We start from the raw sequence: 19,138 nt of genomic DNA on the forward strand, positions 1-19,138 counted from the left end.
GTCAAGAGTCACAACAACGAAGATGTGGGCTTTAAGCCCCGCCCGCAGGGGCTTAGCCAAAATTACCAGCTCTGCGTTGTGAAGTTTTGTAAGGTCTAGACATTACTTCAACTTCACGCCTTGATCTGGAAAATTTAGCTACGCTTACTTCGTTTGGCGTTGCCAGAAGTCAAACCGATTCGTGCAGAGGTTCCCTAAGCCATCAGATGCTTTATCGGATTTTAAGAGACGTTTGCAAAATGAGCAGGCCTGTCTGATATTTAGAGGCCTGCAAACATAAAAACGCCGCGTTTAAGCGGCGTTTTTAATGGTTGTTATAGTCGGTTATGGTGACGTTGTATTTTGTGTTGCCAACACTTCAGGAACCGGTGGATTTTCCTCGTACATGTATTTGAATCGACGTACGTGACTGTCGCCGTCAATTCCGCCGTGCTCGACATCGTCGGCATGCATGCTGTACACAAAACTCGGACGAATGCTTTGATAAAGCAGTTCCACTTCTATAGCGAACGGGCCGGTGAATCCGTTGGTGTCGATTCTATAGGTGACCGTGTCTTTGCCGTCGGATCCAGAACCGTCCTTACCGCTGGCGAAGTTGGTATCCCCAGCTGCCAGACCGGTGACATCATCGTCATATTGTCCTGGCGTGACCGGGTTGGCGTGGCGATTATCCAAGGTCCAACCAATCGGCGGAATGCGATTGTCTTTGATGTATTCGTTGGCGTGCAACAAGACATGGGTGATGTCGCCGTTGACGTCGCCCAGAACCGGCTCGTAGATTTGAACCTGACTGGCATCGTCAATGACATCATGATGCGCTTCGTAACAGCCGTCGGCCAGCGAGTCAAAACCGGTTTCCTTATTGATTTCCAAACAGGCACTTTGGATAAAACCGGTGATGTCATTGTCTTTGGCCAGACGTCCGTTGGCATCCACCGCACCGGATTCAAAAATAACCGTATCACTGTTGGTGTCGGTGACGGTCAGGTGCACCCACATACGTCGCGAAGGGAAGCTCGTCGGCAATCGGTGACCGGTCAAGTTGGTGATGGTTACCGGTACAGTTAATTCATTACCCGCTAGAGATGAAGTGACTTCCAAGCTCGCCGCAGATTCCAGCATGGAGCGTGTTTGCGCAATCTTTTCATCAAAACCGGTTTCCGTGGTTTTATCGGCAATGCCCAGCTCTTCCATATAGGTTTTCAGCAAGCCCAGTAGGTAGCTGTTGCCGCCTACAAACTCGTGGACTGAGAAAACAGTATCAGCATCATCTTTTGCAGCATCAGGCCTTGCCGAGGCTGAAGTTGGTTTGGTGGTGATTGGGGTTGTGTAACCTGGTTCAGGTTGGGCCATATGGCAGGCCTGACAGGTTTTATTACCTTGCGGATTGTTGACATCGGAATAGATGCTATTGAGCCAATCCCAGTAAGGGGTTTGTTCTGGGAATTGTGCAATCTTATCTCCCTCAGCCGTTGTGACCAAATGAGGGTCACCGTTCAAGTCCAGGGTCGGCGTGTAAAGGTTGTGGCAGGTCGCACACATGGCCGACTCACTGATGTGCGCGGCATATTGTGGCATGTATCCAGTCTGGGTCTGCATGTTTGAACCAATTGGACTTTTAAATGGGCCAAAAATGCTTGGGGCTATACCAGCATCATTATTGTCAGCCTCAGATTTGATTATGTAGTGTCCACTCATGCTTGCCAGCAGATTCTCTTCTGCGTTTTTTATCGGATCAGTAATAGTGGGGTCTTGCATTTGGTGGCAGGCAGTACAAGAGATGCCTTCGCGAGCATGCGGATCAGACATCGCCGTTTCAAATGGATAACCTCCGTCAGGGGACAGACCGGTCGGATCATCAACCAACCCTGTGAGGGTTTGATGTGCATGGGTTGAGGCCATGGGAGCATGGCAACGCAAGCAGGTGTCTTCTATAAACACTTTTTTATCCGGGAAAATGTGCACCTCTTCTTCGACCACGGCATTGTAATAAGGGTCATTTAACGAGTGTGCCATGACGCTGTGTTTCCACTGGGTCGGCGGACTGATGTCGGTATTGTCATAATTCATCACCGTGGTGGTCCCCGTATGACACGATGCGCAGGTGCTGGCATTGGTGAAGACGCCACGTGTGCCCCAGTTGGCTGAGTAGGTTGGATTGTTGAATAGTGAGCTGTGTTCGCTATCCAGCAAGGAGATGTCCGCTTGCGCGTCGGCAATGGTTGCATTGACCGGCGAGCTGAGATTGACCACAAACGATTTCAAACTCGTGGTATCCCGCCCGTCTTTGAGCGTGATGCTGATGGTTTTTGTAGTGTCTCCTGCGGCAAACGTCAGGGTGCCGCTGGTCGTGTCGTAATCCGCCGCACTGGTAGCCGATCCGTCCCCTGTTGCGTAGTCCACGGCTACTTCCTGGTCGCTGACCTCTGATAGGGTGACGGTCACATCTAAGTTGGTTGCAATGTCTGTGGCTGTAGCATCGGAAATAGAAAGGCTTGGAATGATATTAGTTCCATTGCCTGAAAGTAGAACAATAACAGCTTGGTTGTTGGCTAATTCAGCATTCTTAGGGTTGGATAGGTTGATTAAAAGTGTTTTGAGTAAACTCGTGTCACGGCCTTCCACCAAAGTAACGCTAATGGTTTTGACGATTTCTCCCGGGGTGAATACTAGAGTTCCACTTGTTGTTTGGTAATCAATTCCGTTATTTGCTGATCCGTCCGCTGAAGCGTAGTCCACTGTCACTTCCTGATCGCTAGCCGCAGACAGCGTTACCGTCACATCCACACTGGTGGCCACATCCACAGCGGTGGCATCGGCAATCGACAAGCTGGGCGTTGTGGGTTGTGGAGAAGGCTCATCAGAACCACCTCCGCCTCCGCCTCCGCAAGCGCTTAGGAATAAACTGAGAAAGCTTATGAACAGTAGATTGAGCAGTTGGTTTGGGCTGAATGAATAGTGTGACATGGTGATGTCCCTGCAAAGCGTTGATGTAGCGGTAATTACAGCACTGGCATGGTGGCCTGTCAAAGACAACCCCCTCCTTTATTGACCAGAATCAATAAATGGACTGGGTTTTTTAATTAAAGTTTGGATTTAAGGAGCCGATATAAATACCACATATAAAAAAATATAAAAAACTTTGTTGAACATGCTTTAAACAAGGACGCACAAGGGTTTTAAATTCCAGAAAAAGAGTATCCAGTTATGTTGAATCCAATTTCCAACTCCACTTGGTTGAATCAAAATCCGCATGATGCCAAATCCGATAACACAGCGTCCGATAAACTTAACTTGGGCTCGCTGCTTCAAGCCAAACAAAAAGCGGATTTGATGGCGAGTGCAAAACCGAACCCTCAGGATTTGGCGAATAAGTCGGATTCGACCCGACTGTCAACCTCCGCTATGCAGCACATGGAGCAGGCTTATCAGTACAGCGAAACCATGAGTTTGCAACTGACTACCCGGGAAGGAGACCAGGTGACGGTGGATTTTCGTCAGCTTTATGCGCAGTATCAGTCCTATAAGCTGGAACAGCAGGCGGAGCAAGGACCAGAGGGCGTACGTTATTTTGAAAGCCGGGAAAGCATGGAAGTGACCGCTTTTGAGGAACGTTTCGCGTTTTCGGTGCAAGGTGAGCTCAATGAAGACGAACTTAAGGCGGTGTTTGAGGTCTTTGAACAGGTCGATGGACTGGCGAATGAATTTTACAATGGTGATCTTGAGCTGGCTTTGCAAAAAGCGATGGAGCTGGAGATGGATTCCGGTCAGTTGCAAAGCCTGCAGTTGAATCTGACTCAAACAACCGTGGTTGCAACCCGCTACCAGGAGTCCGCCATGGCGCAATATGAAGCCATGCAGCAGGATGCTGATGTCGACGACGCACAAGGCGGAAAGATAGCCGATTTACCTCCGTATTTGCAAAAATGGCAACAAGCGGTGGAACGTTTGGATGAGCAGTTTGAAAACGCCCAGGAATTTTTGGATCAGTTGATGGCTAAAGTATCCGAGCAGCGCTTTCCACAACAGGACGAATCTCAAGAGTTTACGGGTTGGCTGGAGCGTATCCGTGATTTTCACCAGCAACTGTCTGAGTTGATGGGCGCTGAGAAACCTGGCGCTAAAGAGGCCTTGGAGCCATCACAGCAATCGCTTGAAATGCCTGGAAATAATGAAAAATTAACCGAAAAAATATCAGAAAAAACTGCAGTAACCGCCTAAGCGGTCGATACAGTTATTAGAGAGGCGACAGGATGCAGAGCACTGCATCACACAATAAGTTGCCCTTAAGGTTAGAGGAAATACATATTCCTCAGCCGCTCAAAAAGGAGAGCCCGCCGGATTCAGTTTGACTGAGTCTGGCTTTTCTCGTCGTTTTTCTTGCGCTTCAATGCCTTCCAATTGATCAAACCCTATGACTGGCTGTAGTCACGAGCCCCAAAAATATCAGTTCCGATGCGAACCATGGTTGCCCCTTCCATAATGGCCGCTTCCAGGTCTCCTGACATGCCCATTGACAAGGTGTCCAGCTGGCAATCCGGCAAAGCTTTTTGCAGGCTTTCAAGCAGACTTCTCATTTTTGCAAACGGAATGCGCTGGCTTTCAAAATCGGTGACCGCCTGGGGAATCGCCATCAACCCCCTTAAGTTCAGGTTGGGCAGTTGTGCGATTTCGGATGCCGCTTGCATCAGGTCTTGCGGTTGAAAGCCGGCTTTGCTCTGCTCACCACTGATATTGACTTCCAAAAGTACGTTTAAGGGGGCTTTGTCGGCTGGTCTCTGATCACTAAGGCGTCTGGCGATTTTCAATCGATCGATGCTGTGCACCCAATTGAAATGTTCGGCAATGGGTTTGGTTTTATTGGATTGGATCGGGCCGATGAAGTGCCAGTCCAGTTCCGGATGAAGCGCAATTTTTTGCAAGGCTTCCTGAACATAGTTTTCACCAAACGATGTTTGCCCTTGCTGGGCGATGAGTTCAATATCTTCGACTGGTTTGGTTTTGCTGACCGCCAGTAAAGCAACCGATTCGGGCCGGCGTTCTGCCTGTTGACACGCTTTGTGGATGCGTTGCAGGACATGTTGGTAACGTTGCAGTAATTCGGTGGACATAAAGATCAAACTCCTGGCGTTGGCATGGAATGCCTGTAAAGATGGCATCAAGATGATTTCATTATACTGCGAGTAGATCAGAGATTTAAGACAAGCGCCTATCGATTATTCACGGAACCGCATCAGTAAATTGTTCTGCATCAATTATTGGGTTGGAGTGCGTTTAAGTTCTGTCTGTGAAGCGTATACTGATAAGTAAAGAACACAAAGTTAGAAGAGGTGCAGATGAAAAAAGTTAAGTCCAGTGAAAGTAATTACCCTTATCAGGAAAAGATGCCGCGTTCAGAATACGAAGAGACCAAACGCCTATTGCAGATTGAGTTGCTCAAGTTACAGAAATGGGTCAAAGATAACAATGAACGCATTGTGATGGTTTTTGAAGGGCGTGACGCCGCCGGAAAAGGGGGGACCATCAAACGTTTTATGGAACACCTCAACCCGCGTGGAGCGCGAGTGGTTGCCTTGGATAAACCCAGTGAGATTGAAAAAGGTCAATGGTATTTCCAGCGGTATGTACAGAACCTGCCGACCGAAGGTGAAATTGTGCTGTTTGACCGCTCTTGGTACAACCGTGCTGGGGTTGAGCGTGTCATGGGGTTTTGTAAACCTACCGAATACACCCAGTTTATGCATCAGGCTCCGGAGTTTGAGCGCATGATTACCACGGATGGCGTGCGTCTTATGAAGTTCTGGTTTTCGGTTGGCCGAAAGGAGCAGTTGCGTCGTTTCAATGCGCGCAAACATGATCCGCTCAAGCAGTGGAAACTCAGTCCGATGGATTTGGCTTCCTTGGATCGCTGGGATGATTACACCAAAGCCAAAGAAGATATGTTTTTCTATACCAATACTAACCATGCACCCTGGACGGTGGTGAAATCCAACGACAAGAAACGGGCACGTTTGGAAACCATGCGTTATGTGTTGAACATGATTCCCTATGAGGGCAAAGATGAAGCGGTGATCGGCAAACCTGATCCGCTGATTGTTAGTGCAGGTGAAGATATCTTTCAATACGATTGAGTTTTAAGTTGGGCCGAACTGAAAACCAGCAGGCCTGTCCAAAAATAGAATAACTAAAGCTATGCAAGGAATAAAAGATGACCATGAAAATTGAAGATCACGCGGGGCTTGTCGTCAAGCGTTTTAAAGAGATGTTGTCGGAAGAGCAATTGGCGGTGATCGAGCCGGAACATTTTGATGAGCTGGAAGTGTTGGTGGAAGCGGCGATTGGTTCGTCCGAAGCGCAAGCTCTCCTGGAGGCGGTTGAGCAGGTGGAAACTCTGGCCAAATCGTTGGCCAAACATGCGGCCACCATTCAGAATCTGGAAGGGTGAATTTTCAAGGAGCTGAATCTTATCTAGATGGGATTTCGATGCCGGTCAGCTTGATCCAATCATAGGCTTGGATCAGGTCTCGACAGGCCTGTAGGTTTTCAGAATCTAAAAAGGCCACGATTTGCCACTCGTTTAGCACTTTACTTTGCATGTGGCGTTGCTGGCTTTCATGCTCCAGCCAGAAGCCAAATAACTCTAACAGGCTTCCATCAAAACAGCCTGGAAGACCGGTTATGCTGGCCAAACGGTTAGGTATTTTCCAGTCTTCCAACAATGGGCAGCAGCCTATGGCTTCAGCAGGCATTGAACCCAACATGAATCGCGCGGGCTTCACCATAAAAGGAAAGTTTTCCGTGGCCTGTAATAAGGCCAACGTGGAAACCCCAGTTGCCCTGTTTGAAGCCTGTCTGGCGAGATGCAATAAGGGGGCGATTCCCAAATCAGCGCCTAGCAACAACACTGAATTCTGATGATGAAACACATCCATCGGCATGGCATCGTCTGATTCTTGGATCAGCTCGATTGGGGTTTGGGAGCAAAGCAGTCTTTCCGGCAGTGGTTGTTGACTTAAAAGTTGCAGATGGTTGGTGTGTGTTTGAAATAAGGTCAAGCTGACTTCAGGATGGCCTTTTATATGGAATACAGCGCCGATATTTGCGGTTTCAGGTGTTTCTTCCAAGGTTGCTGACACCAACCAAAAACCCCCGGGTTGGGAGGTTTGCTGAATATTGGAAAAGCGATAGCTCTGAGTCATATGAAAACGTGACCGGTTTCGGATTACAGCGGATTGTTGCGGTAAACCGGACGCCCCTGGAAGAAGGTTTGTTCAACGACTCCACTGAACTCCCAGCCGATGAACGGAGTATTCTTACCTTCGCTGAGCATACGGTCAGACTCCAAGGTCCAATGGGCATCCGGGTCGATGATGCTCAAATCCGCTGAATTGCTGACTTCGAGACTGCCGATGTTGCGTCCCAGGATCTGGGCTGGGTTTTGCGTGACACTGCGCACCGCAGTCATCAGATCAAGGCCGTTTTCATTGACCAGTTTCAACAACAGTGGAAGCAGGGTTTCCAGCCCGCTGATACCAGGCCTACTTTCGCCAAACGGCAGGAGTTTATCGTCTTTTTCCAACGGGGTGTGGTCACTGACGACCGCATCGATGACACCGGTTTTCAATCCCATCTGCAAGGCTTGTTTGTCTTTCAGGCTGCGCAAAGGCGGGGTGACATGGAACAGGCTGTTGAAGCCCATGACGTCCATTTCCGATAGATGCAGTTGGTGGATGGCCACGTCGCAGGTGACCGGCAAGCCGCGTTTTTTGGCGTCGGCGATCATTTCGATGGAGCGGGCGCAAGACAGCTGTGAAAAGTGGGCGCGAATCCCGGCTTCTTCCACCAGAATCAAGTCGCGCGCCAAGGCGCTGGTTTCGGCAGAAGGCGAAATCGCGGGCAGCCCCAAACGCGAACTGACCGGACCGCTGTGTGCCACCCCTTTGTTCTTGAGCTTTTCATCCTCACAGCGCAAGATCACCACCAAATCATGTGATACGGCATATTCCAAGGCGTTTTTCAGGGTCAGTGCGTTTTGAATCGGCTGGTTGGCCTGGCTCAAGGCCACGCATCCGGCTTGCTGCAGAGAATACATGCCGCTTAGTAGTTCGCCTTTAAGTCCCTGCGTCAGTGCGCCGATCGGCATCACGAATGCGGTGGCCGCCTGGCGGGCACGGCGTTGAATCAGTTCGGTGACGGCCTGTGAGTCATTGACCGGCGAGGTGTCCGGAGGGCAACACAAGCTGGTGATGCCGCCGGCCACGGCCGCTTTGGTTTCCGAGGCGATATTGCCAGCATAGTTGCTACCGGGATCGCCCAGACGCGCTTGCAAATCAACCAGGCCTGGCAGAATCCATTTATCGCTGGCATCCAATTCCTGATCGGGGGTAAAGCCTTCCGGGGCTTCATCGCCGATGCCAGCAATGCGACCGCGTGAGATGTATAGGTTGGTAATTTTGTCTAAATTCTGACTCGGGTCGATGATGCGCCCGTTGCTGATTACGAGTCTCATGGTGCTTCCTCCTCGTTATCGACATCCAGTGCCAGAGAGGCCTGCTCGGATTCATGTTGGGCCAATTGCGCGGCATTGCTCATAATGATCGACATCACCGCCATGCGTACCGCAATACCGTAAGTCACCTGTTGAAGGATGACCGATTGCGGGCCGTCGGCCACTTCGGAATCAATTTCCACCCCGCGATTGATTGGCCCCGGGTGCATCACAATCGCATCCGGTTTGGCCAGGGCAAGGCGCTGTTTGGTCAAACCGAAGAGTTTGAAGAACTCTTTTTCACTCGGGATCAGCGCGCTTTTCATGCGTTCGCTTTGTAGTCTGACCATGATGATGACATCGACATCGGCCAAGCCTTCTTCTATGTTGTCGTAATAATGCACGCCCATCGCTTCGGGGTGGGTCGGCATCAGGGTTTTGGGGCCGATGACGCGGATTTCACGCGCTTCGAGAATGCTCAACGCCTGAATCTGCGAACGGACTACTCGGGAGTGCAGTACATCGCCGACAATCGCGACCTTGAGGTCGAAGATGTCGCCTTTGTGTTTACGGATGGTGAACATGTCGAGCATCGCCTGGGTCGGGTGCGCGTGCTGGCCGTCACCGGCGTTGAGCACATGCACATGTGGGGCGACGTGCTGGGCGAAAAAGTGCGCCGCGCCGCTTTCGGCGTGACGGATGACAAACATGTGCGCCTGCATCGCCTGCAGGTTCCACAGGGTGTCCAGCAGGGACTCGCCTTTTTTGGTGGCCGAGGTGGCAATGTCCAGGCTGGCGACGTCGGCCGACAGGCGTTTTTCCGCGATCTCAAAGGTGGTGCGCGTTCGCGTGCTCGGCTCGAAGAACAGATTCATGATGGTTTTTCCACGCAGAATCGGTACTTTTTTGATTTCGTTGGTTTTGGGGTTGATGAAGGATTCGGCGGTGTCCAGAATTTCCAGAAGGTGATGCTGCTTCAAACCTTCCAGGGTGAGAAAGTGTTTGATTTTGCCCAGCTCATTCAATTGCGGGTTGGGGGTGGATAAACGAGAACTCATGCTGGCTCCTCACTGTGGTCGAGAATGGAAACGGTGAGCGGTTCGGGGCCGGAGACTTTCAGGGTTTGGCTACATTTGATGGTCATGCCGGTGACATCGGCCTGAATCGGAAGTTCACGGCAGCCCTGACGATCCAGCAGGGTGACAAGGGTCACTGAAGCTGGACGTCCAAAATCAAAAATTTCGTTGAGTGCGGCACGGATGGTGCGTCCCGTGTATAGCACGTCATCCACCAGAATGATATGTTGATCCACCACTTCCCATGGGATGTCAGAGGGTTTGACGGTCGGGTTCAGGCCGATTTTGGAAAAATCATCACGGTAAAAACTGATGTCGATGACCCCCAATGCGTCGCTCAGCCCCAGTCTTTGATGCAAAGCCTGAGCGACCCACTCTCCGCCGGTGCGGATGCCGATCATTTTGGGCGACTTGTCCAGAACCGCCTTGTCTCTGAGTTGTGCGCTGATGTTGTCAAGCAGTTCGTTTACATCAATATCGAGTTCGGTCATGTCTGTTTTCCAAAGGTTTGTTGTAACCAGTTTTCTAAAATGATTTGCGCCGCATGGTCGTCAATGTGGTCGCTTTGAATGCCGCGTTGCTCGGCTTCTATCGAGCTTAACTGTTCTTCAATGTAAAAAACCGGACAGTGGTAGCGTCCGCTTAAACGCTGCCCAAATTTACGCGCCGGTTGCGTCAAGGTCTGTTCGCTGCCGTCCAGTCGCATCGGCAAGCCGACCACAATAGCCACTGGCTGCCATTTTTCGAACAGTGCGCTGATGTGCTCCCAATCGGGTTTGCCGTCGCGGCTGTTGACGATGGCTTCGGGGCTGGCGGTTTGGGTGACGGTTTGTCCAACCGCCACGCCAATGCGTTTGAGTCCAAAGTCAAATCCCAGCACCATTCCAGTGAGCTCGCTTGCACCCTTAGGCATTGCCTGCCTCTGCGGTTAAGAACTCCGGCGAGATGCCCAGAGTGCCCAGCGCGACTTCCCACTTTTCTTCTGTGTCGGTGTCGAACAACAGGGTCTGATTGTAAGGGATGGTGAGCCAGCTGTTGGCTTGTATTTCCTGTGCCAATTGCCCGGGTTTCCAGCCGGCAAAGCCCAGGCAGACCAAAAACTGTTCCGGCCCCTGATTTTGAGCCAATGCCTGCAATAGGTCGTCCGAGACGGTCATCGCCAGGTTTTCATCCAGGCTCATGCTGCTTTTCCAGTTACCGAGCGGGTGATGCAGAATGAAACCGCGTTCCATGTCGACCGGTCCGCCCATCATCACTTGTTGCGACAGAAACGGGTAGGCTTCCTCCGGTGTGTAATCAAAGTGCTCCAGCAGCTCTTGAATGGAGAGCTTGTGTGGCAGATTGATGACCAGTCCCATGGTGCCGTGTTCGTTGTCTTCGACGATGTAGATGACGGTTTTCTCAAACCAGCTATCGTCCAGACTGGGCATGGCGATCAGGAAATGATGTTCAAGTGATTGCATTTGTTTCATAGTCGCAAATTATAACAGGGCACTTCGATTATCCCCAGATAATTTCTGGCAACGCCAAGCGCTTCGGGTCAAGGCGTAAACGAGCCGTCATGTCTAGACCTGGCAAACGTTTACAACGCAGAGCCGGGGTGCTTGGCTAAGCCCCTTCGGGCGTGATTGAAAGGCCGCTTCTTGGTTGTTGTGAATCTGGGTCTTAGAATGACTAAGACCTGCAATCCACGCCTAGAATAAGTGGCCTTTCACTCACGCAGAATTTTATCTGGCGATAATCGAAGTGCCCAATAGTTTGCTGCGTTTTGCCATCGCTTTTGTTTGTTCGATTTTGCCCTGTTGGTCGATGACCAAGGCTTGCTTGATGCCCATTTTGGCAGCGGTCTCGCGCCAGTGTTCGGGGCCCGCAATCAGCAGGGCGGTGGCCGCGGCATCGGCGCTGGTGGCATCCTGATGAATGACGGTGACCGACACCAGGTGATCCGCGGGTCGGCCGCTGTTGGGATTGAGTATGTGGCTGAAGCGTTGCCCCTGCCATTCAAAATAACGTTGGTAGGTGCCGGAGGTGACCACACTTTCGTCCCCGGAAAGCTTCAGCATGGCGAGCGCTTGTGACGGTTGTTGTGGGTTTTGGATGCCGATTGACCAGGCCTGCTCGTTCTTGCGACCGATAATGCGCATGTCCCCGCCGATATTGACCACGGCATTGTCAATGCCGGCCTGACGCAGTTCCTGCATGGCAATATCCAGCGCCAAGCCTTTGGCATTGCCACCGAAATCCAACCGTACCCGGTCATTACGGCTATAGAGAGTGTTGCCCTCAAAATAGAGGTCGGCAATCGAGGGACGCTGGCTCAGCCAGTTTTGAATCTGTGCCTCGGAAGGCGGTGGGCCTTGCCAGTGTTCGCTGTGGAAACCCCACATTTCAATGAGTTGGCCGATGCCCGGGTCAAACAGGTAGTCGCTTTGTTTGGCTAGCTTTTGGGATTTGACAATGAACGCTTTGACCGAATCGGCGACCGTTATCGGTTGCCGGTCGGCAATCGCCTGATTCATTTTGCTGACGATGCCGCCTTTTTCCCAAGCATGCCATTCATGGTGAAACGCCTGGAAGCGCTGTTCGACTTTTTGGATCGCGTGTTTGGCTGGTGGCGCTGAATCGGTGTAGGTGGTGATTTGCACCAGCGTGCCAAACACCAGCAGTTCGGCTTTCGTTTCAAGTTGCTGATGTTGGCAGGCGCTCAAAAACAATCCGGCCAGCAGCAGGGCGGCAAGCCTTTGAATGGATTGTTTAGGGAATATCAGCAACGTTTTCATGGAGCAACCGTTTTCATGTAAGAAAGGACTGTAGTAAGCGTGTTATTCAAAATGGACAGGCCTGTCCATTTTGCCATCGATCAATGTTCAGCCTTGTTGGATAAGGTTTCTTCCAGACAGTCGAACAGGGTGCCGGCGATGTTCAGGTTAAACTGTGCGTCCAGTTCGCGGATGCAGGTCGGGCTGGTGACATTGATTTCAGTGATGAAATCGCCGATGACGTCCAAGCCGACAAAGTAGAGCCCTTTGGCTTTGAGGGTCGGGGCGATTTGCTGGCATAGCCAGGTTTCGCGTTCGGTGATCGGCATGCCGACCCCGCTGCCCCCGGCGGCGATGTTGCCGCGGGTTTCGCCTTCGGCCGGAATGCGCGCCAGGGTATAGGGAATGGGTTTCCCATTGATCAGCAGGATGCGTTTGTCGCCCGCTTTGATTTCCGGCAGGTAGATTTGCGCCATGATGTGGTGCTGGCCGAAACCGGTCATGGTTTCGAGAATCACATTGATATTGGGGTCGTCGTGTTTGACTCGGAAGATCGAGCTGCCGCCCATCGCATCCAGAGGTTTCAGAATGGTGTCTTGGTACTCTTGGATAAACGTCTTGAGCTGGGGCATGCTGGCCGAAACCAAGGTGGTGGGTATGCATTGCGGAAACCAGCTGGCAAAGAGTTTTTCATTGGCGTCGCGCAGGCTTTGCGGTTTATTGACCACCAACACCCCTTCGGCTTCGGCCTGCTCAAGAATGTGCGTGCTGTAGAGATAGTCGTTATTGAAAGGCGGATCCTGACGGATCAGAATGATGTCCAGCTCATTCAAGGCACGATCCTGGGTTTCGCCAAAACCGTAATATTGCTCTTCGCGCTCGCGATCCCACACCTTGAGCTGACTACAGCTTGCCCAGGCCTGCCCGTTTTTAAGATAGAGGTCTTCAGGTTGCATGTAGACCAGTTGATGCCCTCGGCGTTGCGCTTCCAGCAGCATCGCAAACGAACTGTCTTTGTAGGGTTTAATGTTTTCAATCGGGTCCATGACAATGCCGACGGTTAAGGTCATGTGCAATCCTTATGGTGTTGTATGCGTTTTAATCCGGTTATGGTCAATTTCGGGCGACTTATGCAGAGGCTTCTGCCGAGTTGCTTTTTGCTTCCGCCATTTCACGCGCCGCCGCCAGCAAAGCCAAACGCGCCACCACGCCGTAAGCGTAGAAACGGTTTGGCGAGGCGTCCGGCGATTGATTTTCATCCGGTACCACACACGAGCCTTCGAAAGAGAGCGGTTCAAAATGCATGCCCGGAGAGTTGAGGTTGTCGGTGGCGGTTTTGCCGGTGTGTACGCGGTAGAATCCGCCAATGACATGGCTGCCAATCATGTAGACCACGGGCTCTGCTACCGCTTCTTCGATGGTTTCAAAGGTGTAGACCCCCTCCTGAACCAGCATCTGTTCAACCTGCAAACCTTCTTTGACCGAGGCCATTTTGTTGCGCTGCTTGCGGTTGAGGTTAAGCACATCCTCGGCGGTGTGCACCGACATGATCGCCATGCCATAGGTTCCACTGTCCGATTTGACGATGACAAACGGACGGCAGTCGATATCGTGGGTGTTGTAATACTGCTGGGTGTTGTCCAAAACCCGGTTGACCGCTTCGGCCAGGTTCTCCAGACCGGTGCGGTCTTTGAAATTAATGGGGCCGCACTGTAACGAGGTCGGGGTGATCAACCAGGGGTCGATATTGATCAGTTCGGCAAAGGTCGTGGTGACTTCGGCATAGTGTTTGAAATGTTGGGTTTTGTATCGGTCGGCCCAACCTAAATCCAGAGGAGGCAGCAGGGTTTGGTCGATGTTTTCCAAAATCTCAGGGCGTCCGCCGGAAAGGTCATTGTTCAACAGTACCGCACACGGGAAAAAGTCGTCTACGCCAACCTTGTTTTCTTCACGTTTGATCGGCTTCAGGATCAGTGTGTTGCCTGAGGGCAATTCAATATCCATCGGTTCCGTCAGGTCGGGTAACAAGGAGCCAATCTGAACTTCGTAACCGGCGTTTTCCAGAATGGTCTTCAGGGCGAAGACATTCTCCAGATAGAAAAAGTTGCGGGTATGGTTTTCCGGAATAATGAGAATGCCGTCCGCCACCGGGCAGATCTGGGTCACCGCGGTTTGCGCGGCATGCACGGCCAAAGATTTTAAATCGGGGTGCAGGTTGTTGAAACCCGCCGGAAACAGATTGGTGTCAACCGGGGCCAGTTTGTAACCGGCATTGCGCAGATCCACCGAAGCATAAAAGGGTGCGGGTGTGGTCATGAACTGTTTACGGAACCACGACTCAATCTCCGTGCGGTGAGCGAGCAGGTGTTTTTCCAGTTTCAATAACGGGCCGGTCAGGGCCGTCTGCAGATGAGGAACTTGGTTGGTTGACAGCATGGAGTTTCTCTTTTGAAGTTTGATAAGGTTGGCTGGCCTGTCATGCGAAGGAGGCAGACCGGTTAAATCTAATTGAGAACTATTATAACGCGCAGAAAGTCGAGCTGGGCAAAACTTATTGAATCAAATCAACCGGCGGAAAAGAGCTGGAATCACGATCCTGTATCAGGTCGCGACAGCTGACGACCTGGTTTTTGCCTTGGTGTTTCGCCAGATAGAGCGATTGGTCGGTTCTGGAAATCCATTTATTGATGGCTTCGTCGATTAGGTATTGGGAGACGCCCATGCTTAAGGTGAGTTTGATTCCATCCGGAAATTTCTGCTCTTCAATGCCCTGACGGAGCTTTTCGCCAAGGCCGACGGCTTGATCCAGCTCGGTGTCCGGGCAGATGACGATAAACTCTTCACCACCCCAGCGCCCGAAGGTGTCGGTCTCGCGAATGTGCGATTGAATCCAGTTTGAGGTCTGGCACAAGACCTGGTCACCGCTTAGATGGCCGTAGATGTCATTGACCTGTTTGAAGTCATCCAAATCGATCAAAATCATGCTGAGAGTGGTTTCGTTGCGGTTGGCGCGTTTGCTTTCCCTGATTAGGGTTTGGTCGATGTAGCTGCGGTTGTAAACGCCGGTCAGGTGATCGGTCACCGACAGGTTTTCCAACTTGTGATTGGATTCGGTCAGTTGGATTTGGGTTTGCGTCAGGTTTTTATTGAGCTGGCTCAAACGACGGTTGTAGAGGGTGGTGATCAATAATATCAACGCCATTGGAACCAGTATTGCGGCCAGTGTTTTCCACTCCACTTCGGTCTTATAGGCCACTTGTAGCCACGGATGAGTCAAACGGTTTTTGGTATTCTCGTCCATACCAGACAGTGTTTTCTCAAGAATGCTATGGAGTTCCGGCCAATCTTTTCTCACCGCCATGGTGATGTCGGCCCGGAAGGGGGTTTCCCCTGAGATTTGTAGATTGGAGAAGTTTTCCTGTTTGATGGTATGGCTGATGACGGCAATATTGTCGATATAGGCGTAGGCTTTGCCTTGTGATACGGCTTCCAAACCTTCAAGCACCGTTTGGACCAAAACCAGCGGGATGTCGGGATAGAATTTGCGCAGGTTTTCGTGCGAGGCGTAATCTTCCACCACTGCGACCGGTTGGTATTTGATTTGTGCCATATCGCTGATAAAGGCTTCATCGCGTTGGGTGGCAATGACCATCGGGAACTTTAAGTAGGCTTGCGTGAAGTTGACGTAATCACGCCTTTCTTGGGTATTGACCACCGCGGAATACATGTCAAGCTGCCCGTTTTTCATTTGCATGACCGCTTCCGACCACTCCAGTTCTTGGGCGGGTTGGAAATGGATACCGGTTTTTTGGCTTAAGTAATTCAGGTAGCCTGCAGCAATGCCGGTGAATTTGCCCTTGTCATCGACAAACTCAATCGGTTCCCAAGCCTTGTCCACCGCTACCTTTACCACCGGGTGCTCGCGCATCCATTCCAGCTCTTTCTGAGAATAAGTGATTTGCAGTTTTTCCGGGCGATAAATGCCTTCTCTCAATGAGAACTTTTTGTCTATCAAACCGTGTTTGACGAACAGGTTTTGCATGTACTGGAGGCGACCTTCATCCAATTGTCCGATGGGTATCAGTTGCGGTGAAATGACCCGCTCAATCACCTCCGCTTCAAACAACAGGTGTTCCAACGATTTGTTGCTTCCCAAGGTGTGTTTGATGTATTCCACCAGTTCACGTTTATGTTGTAGCGCGTACTGCCAGCCGCGAATGCTGGCGCGGCGGAAGCGTTCAACCCGATCGGGGTGCTCAGTCGCTTCGGTTTGGTTGGTGAAAAGCATGTCGCCGTAGAAATCGATACCGTAGTTCATCGGGCGGATAATGTTGATGTCGATGCCCTGTTGTTGCAGCAGAAAAGGTTCATTGGAGAGATAGGCGGGATAGGCTCCCACTTCCCCGCGTGCCAGCATGTCAAGGTCCGAACCGATTTTAACCCGGTTGAATTTTGGTTTGACGCCGATCTGTTCGAGCATGGCTAAGAGCGAAAAGCCGTCGGTGTCTTTTTGGTAAAAGGCCACATCCTTGTCCTGCAGGTCGTAAGGGCTGTTGATTCCGCTGGATTCCAGCGTGATGAAGACCTGAGGGGAATGCTGAAAAATCGGGGCGACAATCACCGCCGGTTCATTACGAGCCTGGTAAAGCAGCAGGATGCTGTCGGCAATGCCGTATTGCGCCTCACCGTCGAGTACCTGACGGATATTGTTTTTAAAGGTGTCTCGGGGTTTGATGGTGACATCCAGCCCTTCATCGGCATAATAACCTTTCATCTTGGCGGCGTAGTAACCGGCAAACTGAAACTGGTGCAGCCATTTGAGTTGAAGGGTCACGTGTTCGAGAGAAGGGGATTCTGTTGAGGGCTTTTCAGAAGCGCTGGCAGAGGGGGCGATTGCCATGGCGGTCTGTATGAAAAGCAGCGTCACCATTAAGAATTTGAGCAGTGCGGAATTGGCCATTGATTAAGGTCAGTGCAAGCAGTTAATTATTTAAGGTGAATTATAGCCATTTTTAATGGTTACGGGTGGGTTATTTTGGTATAACCGATTGATTTTTGAGGGTAAGCAGGAATGCTTACCAGTCTCCCCAGAGGATTTGCAGGCCTGCGAGTATGGCAGGGCCGGCGGTTTCGGTGCGCAGGATACGCGGGCCTAGCTTGATCGGAGTCAGTCCCTGGTTGACCGCTTGTTCGACTTCCGCTGTGCTGAGCCCGCCTTCAGGACCAATCAGTAAATGAACAGGCCTGTCCGTTTTGGGTGGTTGAAGTGTTTGCAACGTATCGCTGGCGTAGGGGTCAAGCACCAGCCCGAAAACGGGTTGCGGCAGACTGCTCAACCAGTCTGAATAGGTTTGGATAGGCAGGATTTCGGGCACTGTGCAACGTCCGCTTTGTTCGCAGGCACTGATGACCATGGCTTGCCATTGGGCACGACGTTTTTCAAGTTTGTCGCCACTGAGTTTGACTTCGCAGCGTTCCGAAAAGATGGGTTGAATTTGAGTGACACCGAGTTCCACCGCTTTTTGCAGCGTATAGTCCATGCGATCTCCGCGTGAGATGCTTTGCACCAGCACGCTGTGCAGAGGCGATTCGTTTTGCGGTTGACTGAGATTTTCAATGCACAGATCGGCACTGCGGCGGCCAGTCACTATCAGGGTGGCAGAGGCTTGCAGACCTTGACCGTTGAAAACCTCGACCGGGTGCTGGTTTTTCAAACGCAAAACATTCAAGGCGTAATGCACCTGTTCTTTGTGCAGAGTCATAACCTGTTGAGGTTGGTATTCACCCGGCAGATAGAAACGTGGAATGCGCATGAAAACTCCTTCTAATTTAAACGCTTGCTTAGGGAGTCTCTGATTGAATCAGAGGTTCCTTAGCATCACCCTTTAAAGGTCAAAGCCTTAGCGATGCTGATGGTCGGTTCAAGCTGGTTCATGCTGTAGAAATGGATACCAGGCGCGCCGGCGTCGAGCAGGCGTTGTGAAAGCTCGGTGACCACATCTTGCCCAAACGCAACCAAGCTGGCTTTGTCGTCCTCAAAACTTTCCAGGCGGCATTTCAACCAGCGGGGGACTTCCGCCCCGCAGCCTTCTGAAAAACGGATCAGGTTTTCGTAATTGGTGATGGGCATGATGCCCGGCACAATCGGTAAGTCGATGCCGTTGCGCTCGCAGTTGTCGATAAAGTAGAGATAGCTGTCGACATTGTAAAAATACTGGGTTATGGCCGAATCGGCACCCTGTTCAACCTTGTGTTTGAACCACTTGATGCCGATGTCACAATTGCGCGCTTGCGGGTGGGTTTCCGGGTAGGCCGCAACTTCCAGATGAAAGGTGTCGCCTTTTTCTTGTTTGATGAAGGCGACCAGATCGCTGGCGTATTTGAATTCGCCCGGATCCATCATGCCGGAAGGCAAGTCACCGCGTAGCGCGACAATGCGTTTGATGCCCATTTTCTCATAGGTATCGAGTAATTCCATTAGGCCTTCGCGGGTCGTGCCCACGCAGGTTAAATGGGGAGCCGCATCGTGTTCGGTCTGTTCCTGAATGTAACGCACGGTTTCCAGGGTGCGTTCCTGAGTGGTGCCGCCGGCCCCGTAGGTAACGGACATGTATTCGGGTTGAATGTCGCCATAGCCGGAAATTACGGTTTTGAGTTTCTCCATGCCTTGTTCGGTTCTAGGAGGGAAAAACTCCAGACTTAATTTTTGCGCATATTTTTGTTGAGACTTCATGGTATAACCTTGGTTTTCAGCGATTTAAAACCACCAGGCCTGGTGGTTTTGATTTAAATTTGATTGATGAATTCGGCTTTTG

General features: G+C 51.2%; 17 protein-coding genes. 3 read left to right on the forward strand and 14 right to left on the reverse strand.

Translation table 11 applies throughout. The features are described 5' to 3' along the window. Positions 1-324 precede the first annotated feature (324 nt). The gene (locus B076_RS0102210) at positions 325-2,967 is read right to left on the reverse strand and encodes a Calx-beta domain-containing protein (protein WP_028485865.1); all 2,643 of its coding nucleotides are present in this window, start codon (positions 2,965-2,967) and stop codon (positions 325-327) included. Between the two features lie 240 nt (positions 2,968-3,207). On the opposite strand from B076_RS0102210, the gene B076_RS11860 reads away from it, so the two are divergent. Continuing rightward, on the forward strand, positions 3,208-4,221 hold the full coding sequence (locus B076_RS11860; RefSeq protein WP_051347123.1) for a hypothetical protein: 1,014 nt from the start codon (positions 3,208-3,210) through the stop codon (positions 4,219-4,221). A gap of 191 nt (positions 4,222-4,412) precedes the next feature. On the opposite strand, the gene B076_RS0102220 is transcribed toward B076_RS11860, so the two are convergent. Further along, the gene (locus B076_RS0102220; RefSeq protein ID WP_028485866.1) at positions 4,413-5,111 is read right to left on the reverse strand and encodes a YggS family pyridoxal phosphate-dependent enzyme; all 699 of its coding nucleotides are present in this window, start codon (positions 5,109-5,111) and stop codon (positions 4,413-4,415) included. Positions 5,112-5,336: 225 nt separating this feature from the next. Here B076_RS0102220 and ppk2 point away from each other — a divergent pair, with 225 nt between their 5' ends. Together ppk2 and B076_RS0102230 are read left to right on the forward strand one after the other, a co-directional pair. Then, positions 5,337-6,131: a polyphosphate kinase 2 gene (gene ppk2 / locus B076_RS0102225; protein WP_028485867.1), complete on the forward strand. Its 795-nt coding sequence runs from the start codon at positions 5,337-5,339 to the stop codon at positions 6,129-6,131. Positions 6,132-6,208: 77 nt separating this feature from the next. After that, a complete protein-coding gene (locus tag B076_RS0102230) occupies positions 6,209-6,445 on the forward strand; it encodes a hypothetical protein (RefSeq protein WP_028485868.1) in 237 nt (78 codons plus the stop codon). Positions 6,446-6,464: 19 nt separating this feature from the next. Here B076_RS0102230 and B076_RS12920 read toward each other — a convergent pair whose 3' ends face one another. The 12 genes from B076_RS12920 to metF form a co-directional block, all read right to left on the reverse strand. Next, positions 6,465-7,199 (reverse strand): hypothetical protein, encoded by a 735-nt coding sequence (locus tag B076_RS12920; RefSeq protein WP_028485869.1) that lies wholly within the window; start codon positions 7,197-7,199, stop codon positions 6,465-6,467. 23 nt (positions 7,200-7,222) lie between these two features. Continuing rightward, complete coding sequence (locus B076_RS0102240; RefSeq protein WP_028485870.1) at positions 7,223-8,509, reverse strand: dihydroorotase; 1,287 nt, start codon at positions 8,507-8,509, stop codon at positions 7,223-7,225. After that, on the reverse strand, positions 8,506-9,546 hold the full coding sequence (locus tag B076_RS0102245) for an aspartate carbamoyltransferase catalytic subunit (protein WP_028485871.1): 1,041 nt from the start codon (positions 9,544-9,546) through the stop codon (positions 8,506-8,508). The genes B076_RS0102240 and B076_RS0102245 overlap by 4 nt, the downstream gene beginning before the upstream one ends. Beyond that, entirely contained in the window at positions 9,543-10,055 is a 513-nt protein-coding gene (gene pyrR, locus B076_RS0102250; RefSeq protein ID WP_028485872.1) for a bifunctional pyr operon transcriptional regulator/uracil phosphoribosyltransferase PyrR, read from the reverse strand. The genes B076_RS0102245 and pyrR overlap by 4 nt, the downstream gene beginning before the upstream one ends. Further along, positions 10,052-10,477, reverse strand: coding sequence for a Holliday junction resolvase RuvX (ruvX, locus tag B076_RS0102255; RefSeq protein WP_028485873.1), 426 nt, complete (start codon positions 10,475-10,477; stop codon positions 10,052-10,054). The genes pyrR and ruvX overlap by 4 nt, the downstream gene beginning before the upstream one ends. Continuing rightward, entirely contained in the window at positions 10,470-11,027 is a 558-nt protein-coding gene (locus B076_RS0102260; protein ID WP_028485874.1) for a YqgE/AlgH family protein, read from the reverse strand. The genes ruvX and B076_RS0102260 overlap by 8 nt, the downstream gene beginning before the upstream one ends. A gap of 264 nt (positions 11,028-11,291) precedes the next feature. After that, positions 11,292-12,344, reverse strand: a complete 1,053-nt coding sequence (locus B076_RS0102265; RefSeq protein WP_051347125.1) for an FAD:protein FMN transferase — start codon at positions 12,342-12,344, stop codon at positions 11,292-11,294. An 80-nt stretch (positions 12,345-12,424) separates the two neighbouring features. Then, positions 12,425-13,393 (reverse strand): glutathione synthase, encoded by a 969-nt coding sequence (gshB, locus tag B076_RS0102270; protein WP_028485876.1) that lies wholly within the window; start codon positions 13,391-13,393, stop codon positions 12,425-12,427. 58 nt (positions 13,394-13,451) lie between these two features. Further along, positions 13,452-14,759, reverse strand: coding sequence for a glutamate--cysteine ligase (gene gshA / locus B076_RS0102275; protein ID WP_028485877.1), 1,308 nt, complete (start codon positions 14,757-14,759; stop codon positions 13,452-13,454). A gap of 115 nt (positions 14,760-14,874) precedes the next feature. After that, the gene (locus B076_RS11870) at positions 14,875-17,283 is read right to left on the reverse strand and encodes a transporter substrate-binding domain-containing diguanylate cyclase (protein WP_084205681.1); all 2,409 of its coding nucleotides are present in this window, start codon (positions 17,281-17,283) and stop codon (positions 14,875-14,877) included. Positions 17,284-17,398: 115 nt separating this feature from the next. Beyond that, a complete protein-coding gene (locus B076_RS0102285) occupies positions 17,399-18,136 on the reverse strand; it encodes a 16S rRNA (uracil(1498)-N(3))-methyltransferase (RefSeq protein ID WP_028485878.1) in 738 nt (245 codons plus the stop codon). A gap of 65 nt (positions 18,137-18,201) precedes the next feature. Beyond that, entirely contained in the window at positions 18,202-19,056 is an 855-nt protein-coding gene (gene metF / locus B076_RS0102290; RefSeq protein ID WP_028485879.1) for a methylenetetrahydrofolate reductase [NAD(P)H], read from the reverse strand. Positions 19,057-19,138: the final 82 nt, after the last annotated feature.

This window comes from Thiomicrorhabdus chilensis DSM 12352 (genome assembly GCF_000483485.1).
GTDB lineage: Bacteria > Pseudomonadota > Gammaproteobacteria > Thiomicrospirales > Thiomicrospiraceae > Thiomicrorhabdus > Thiomicrorhabdus chilensis.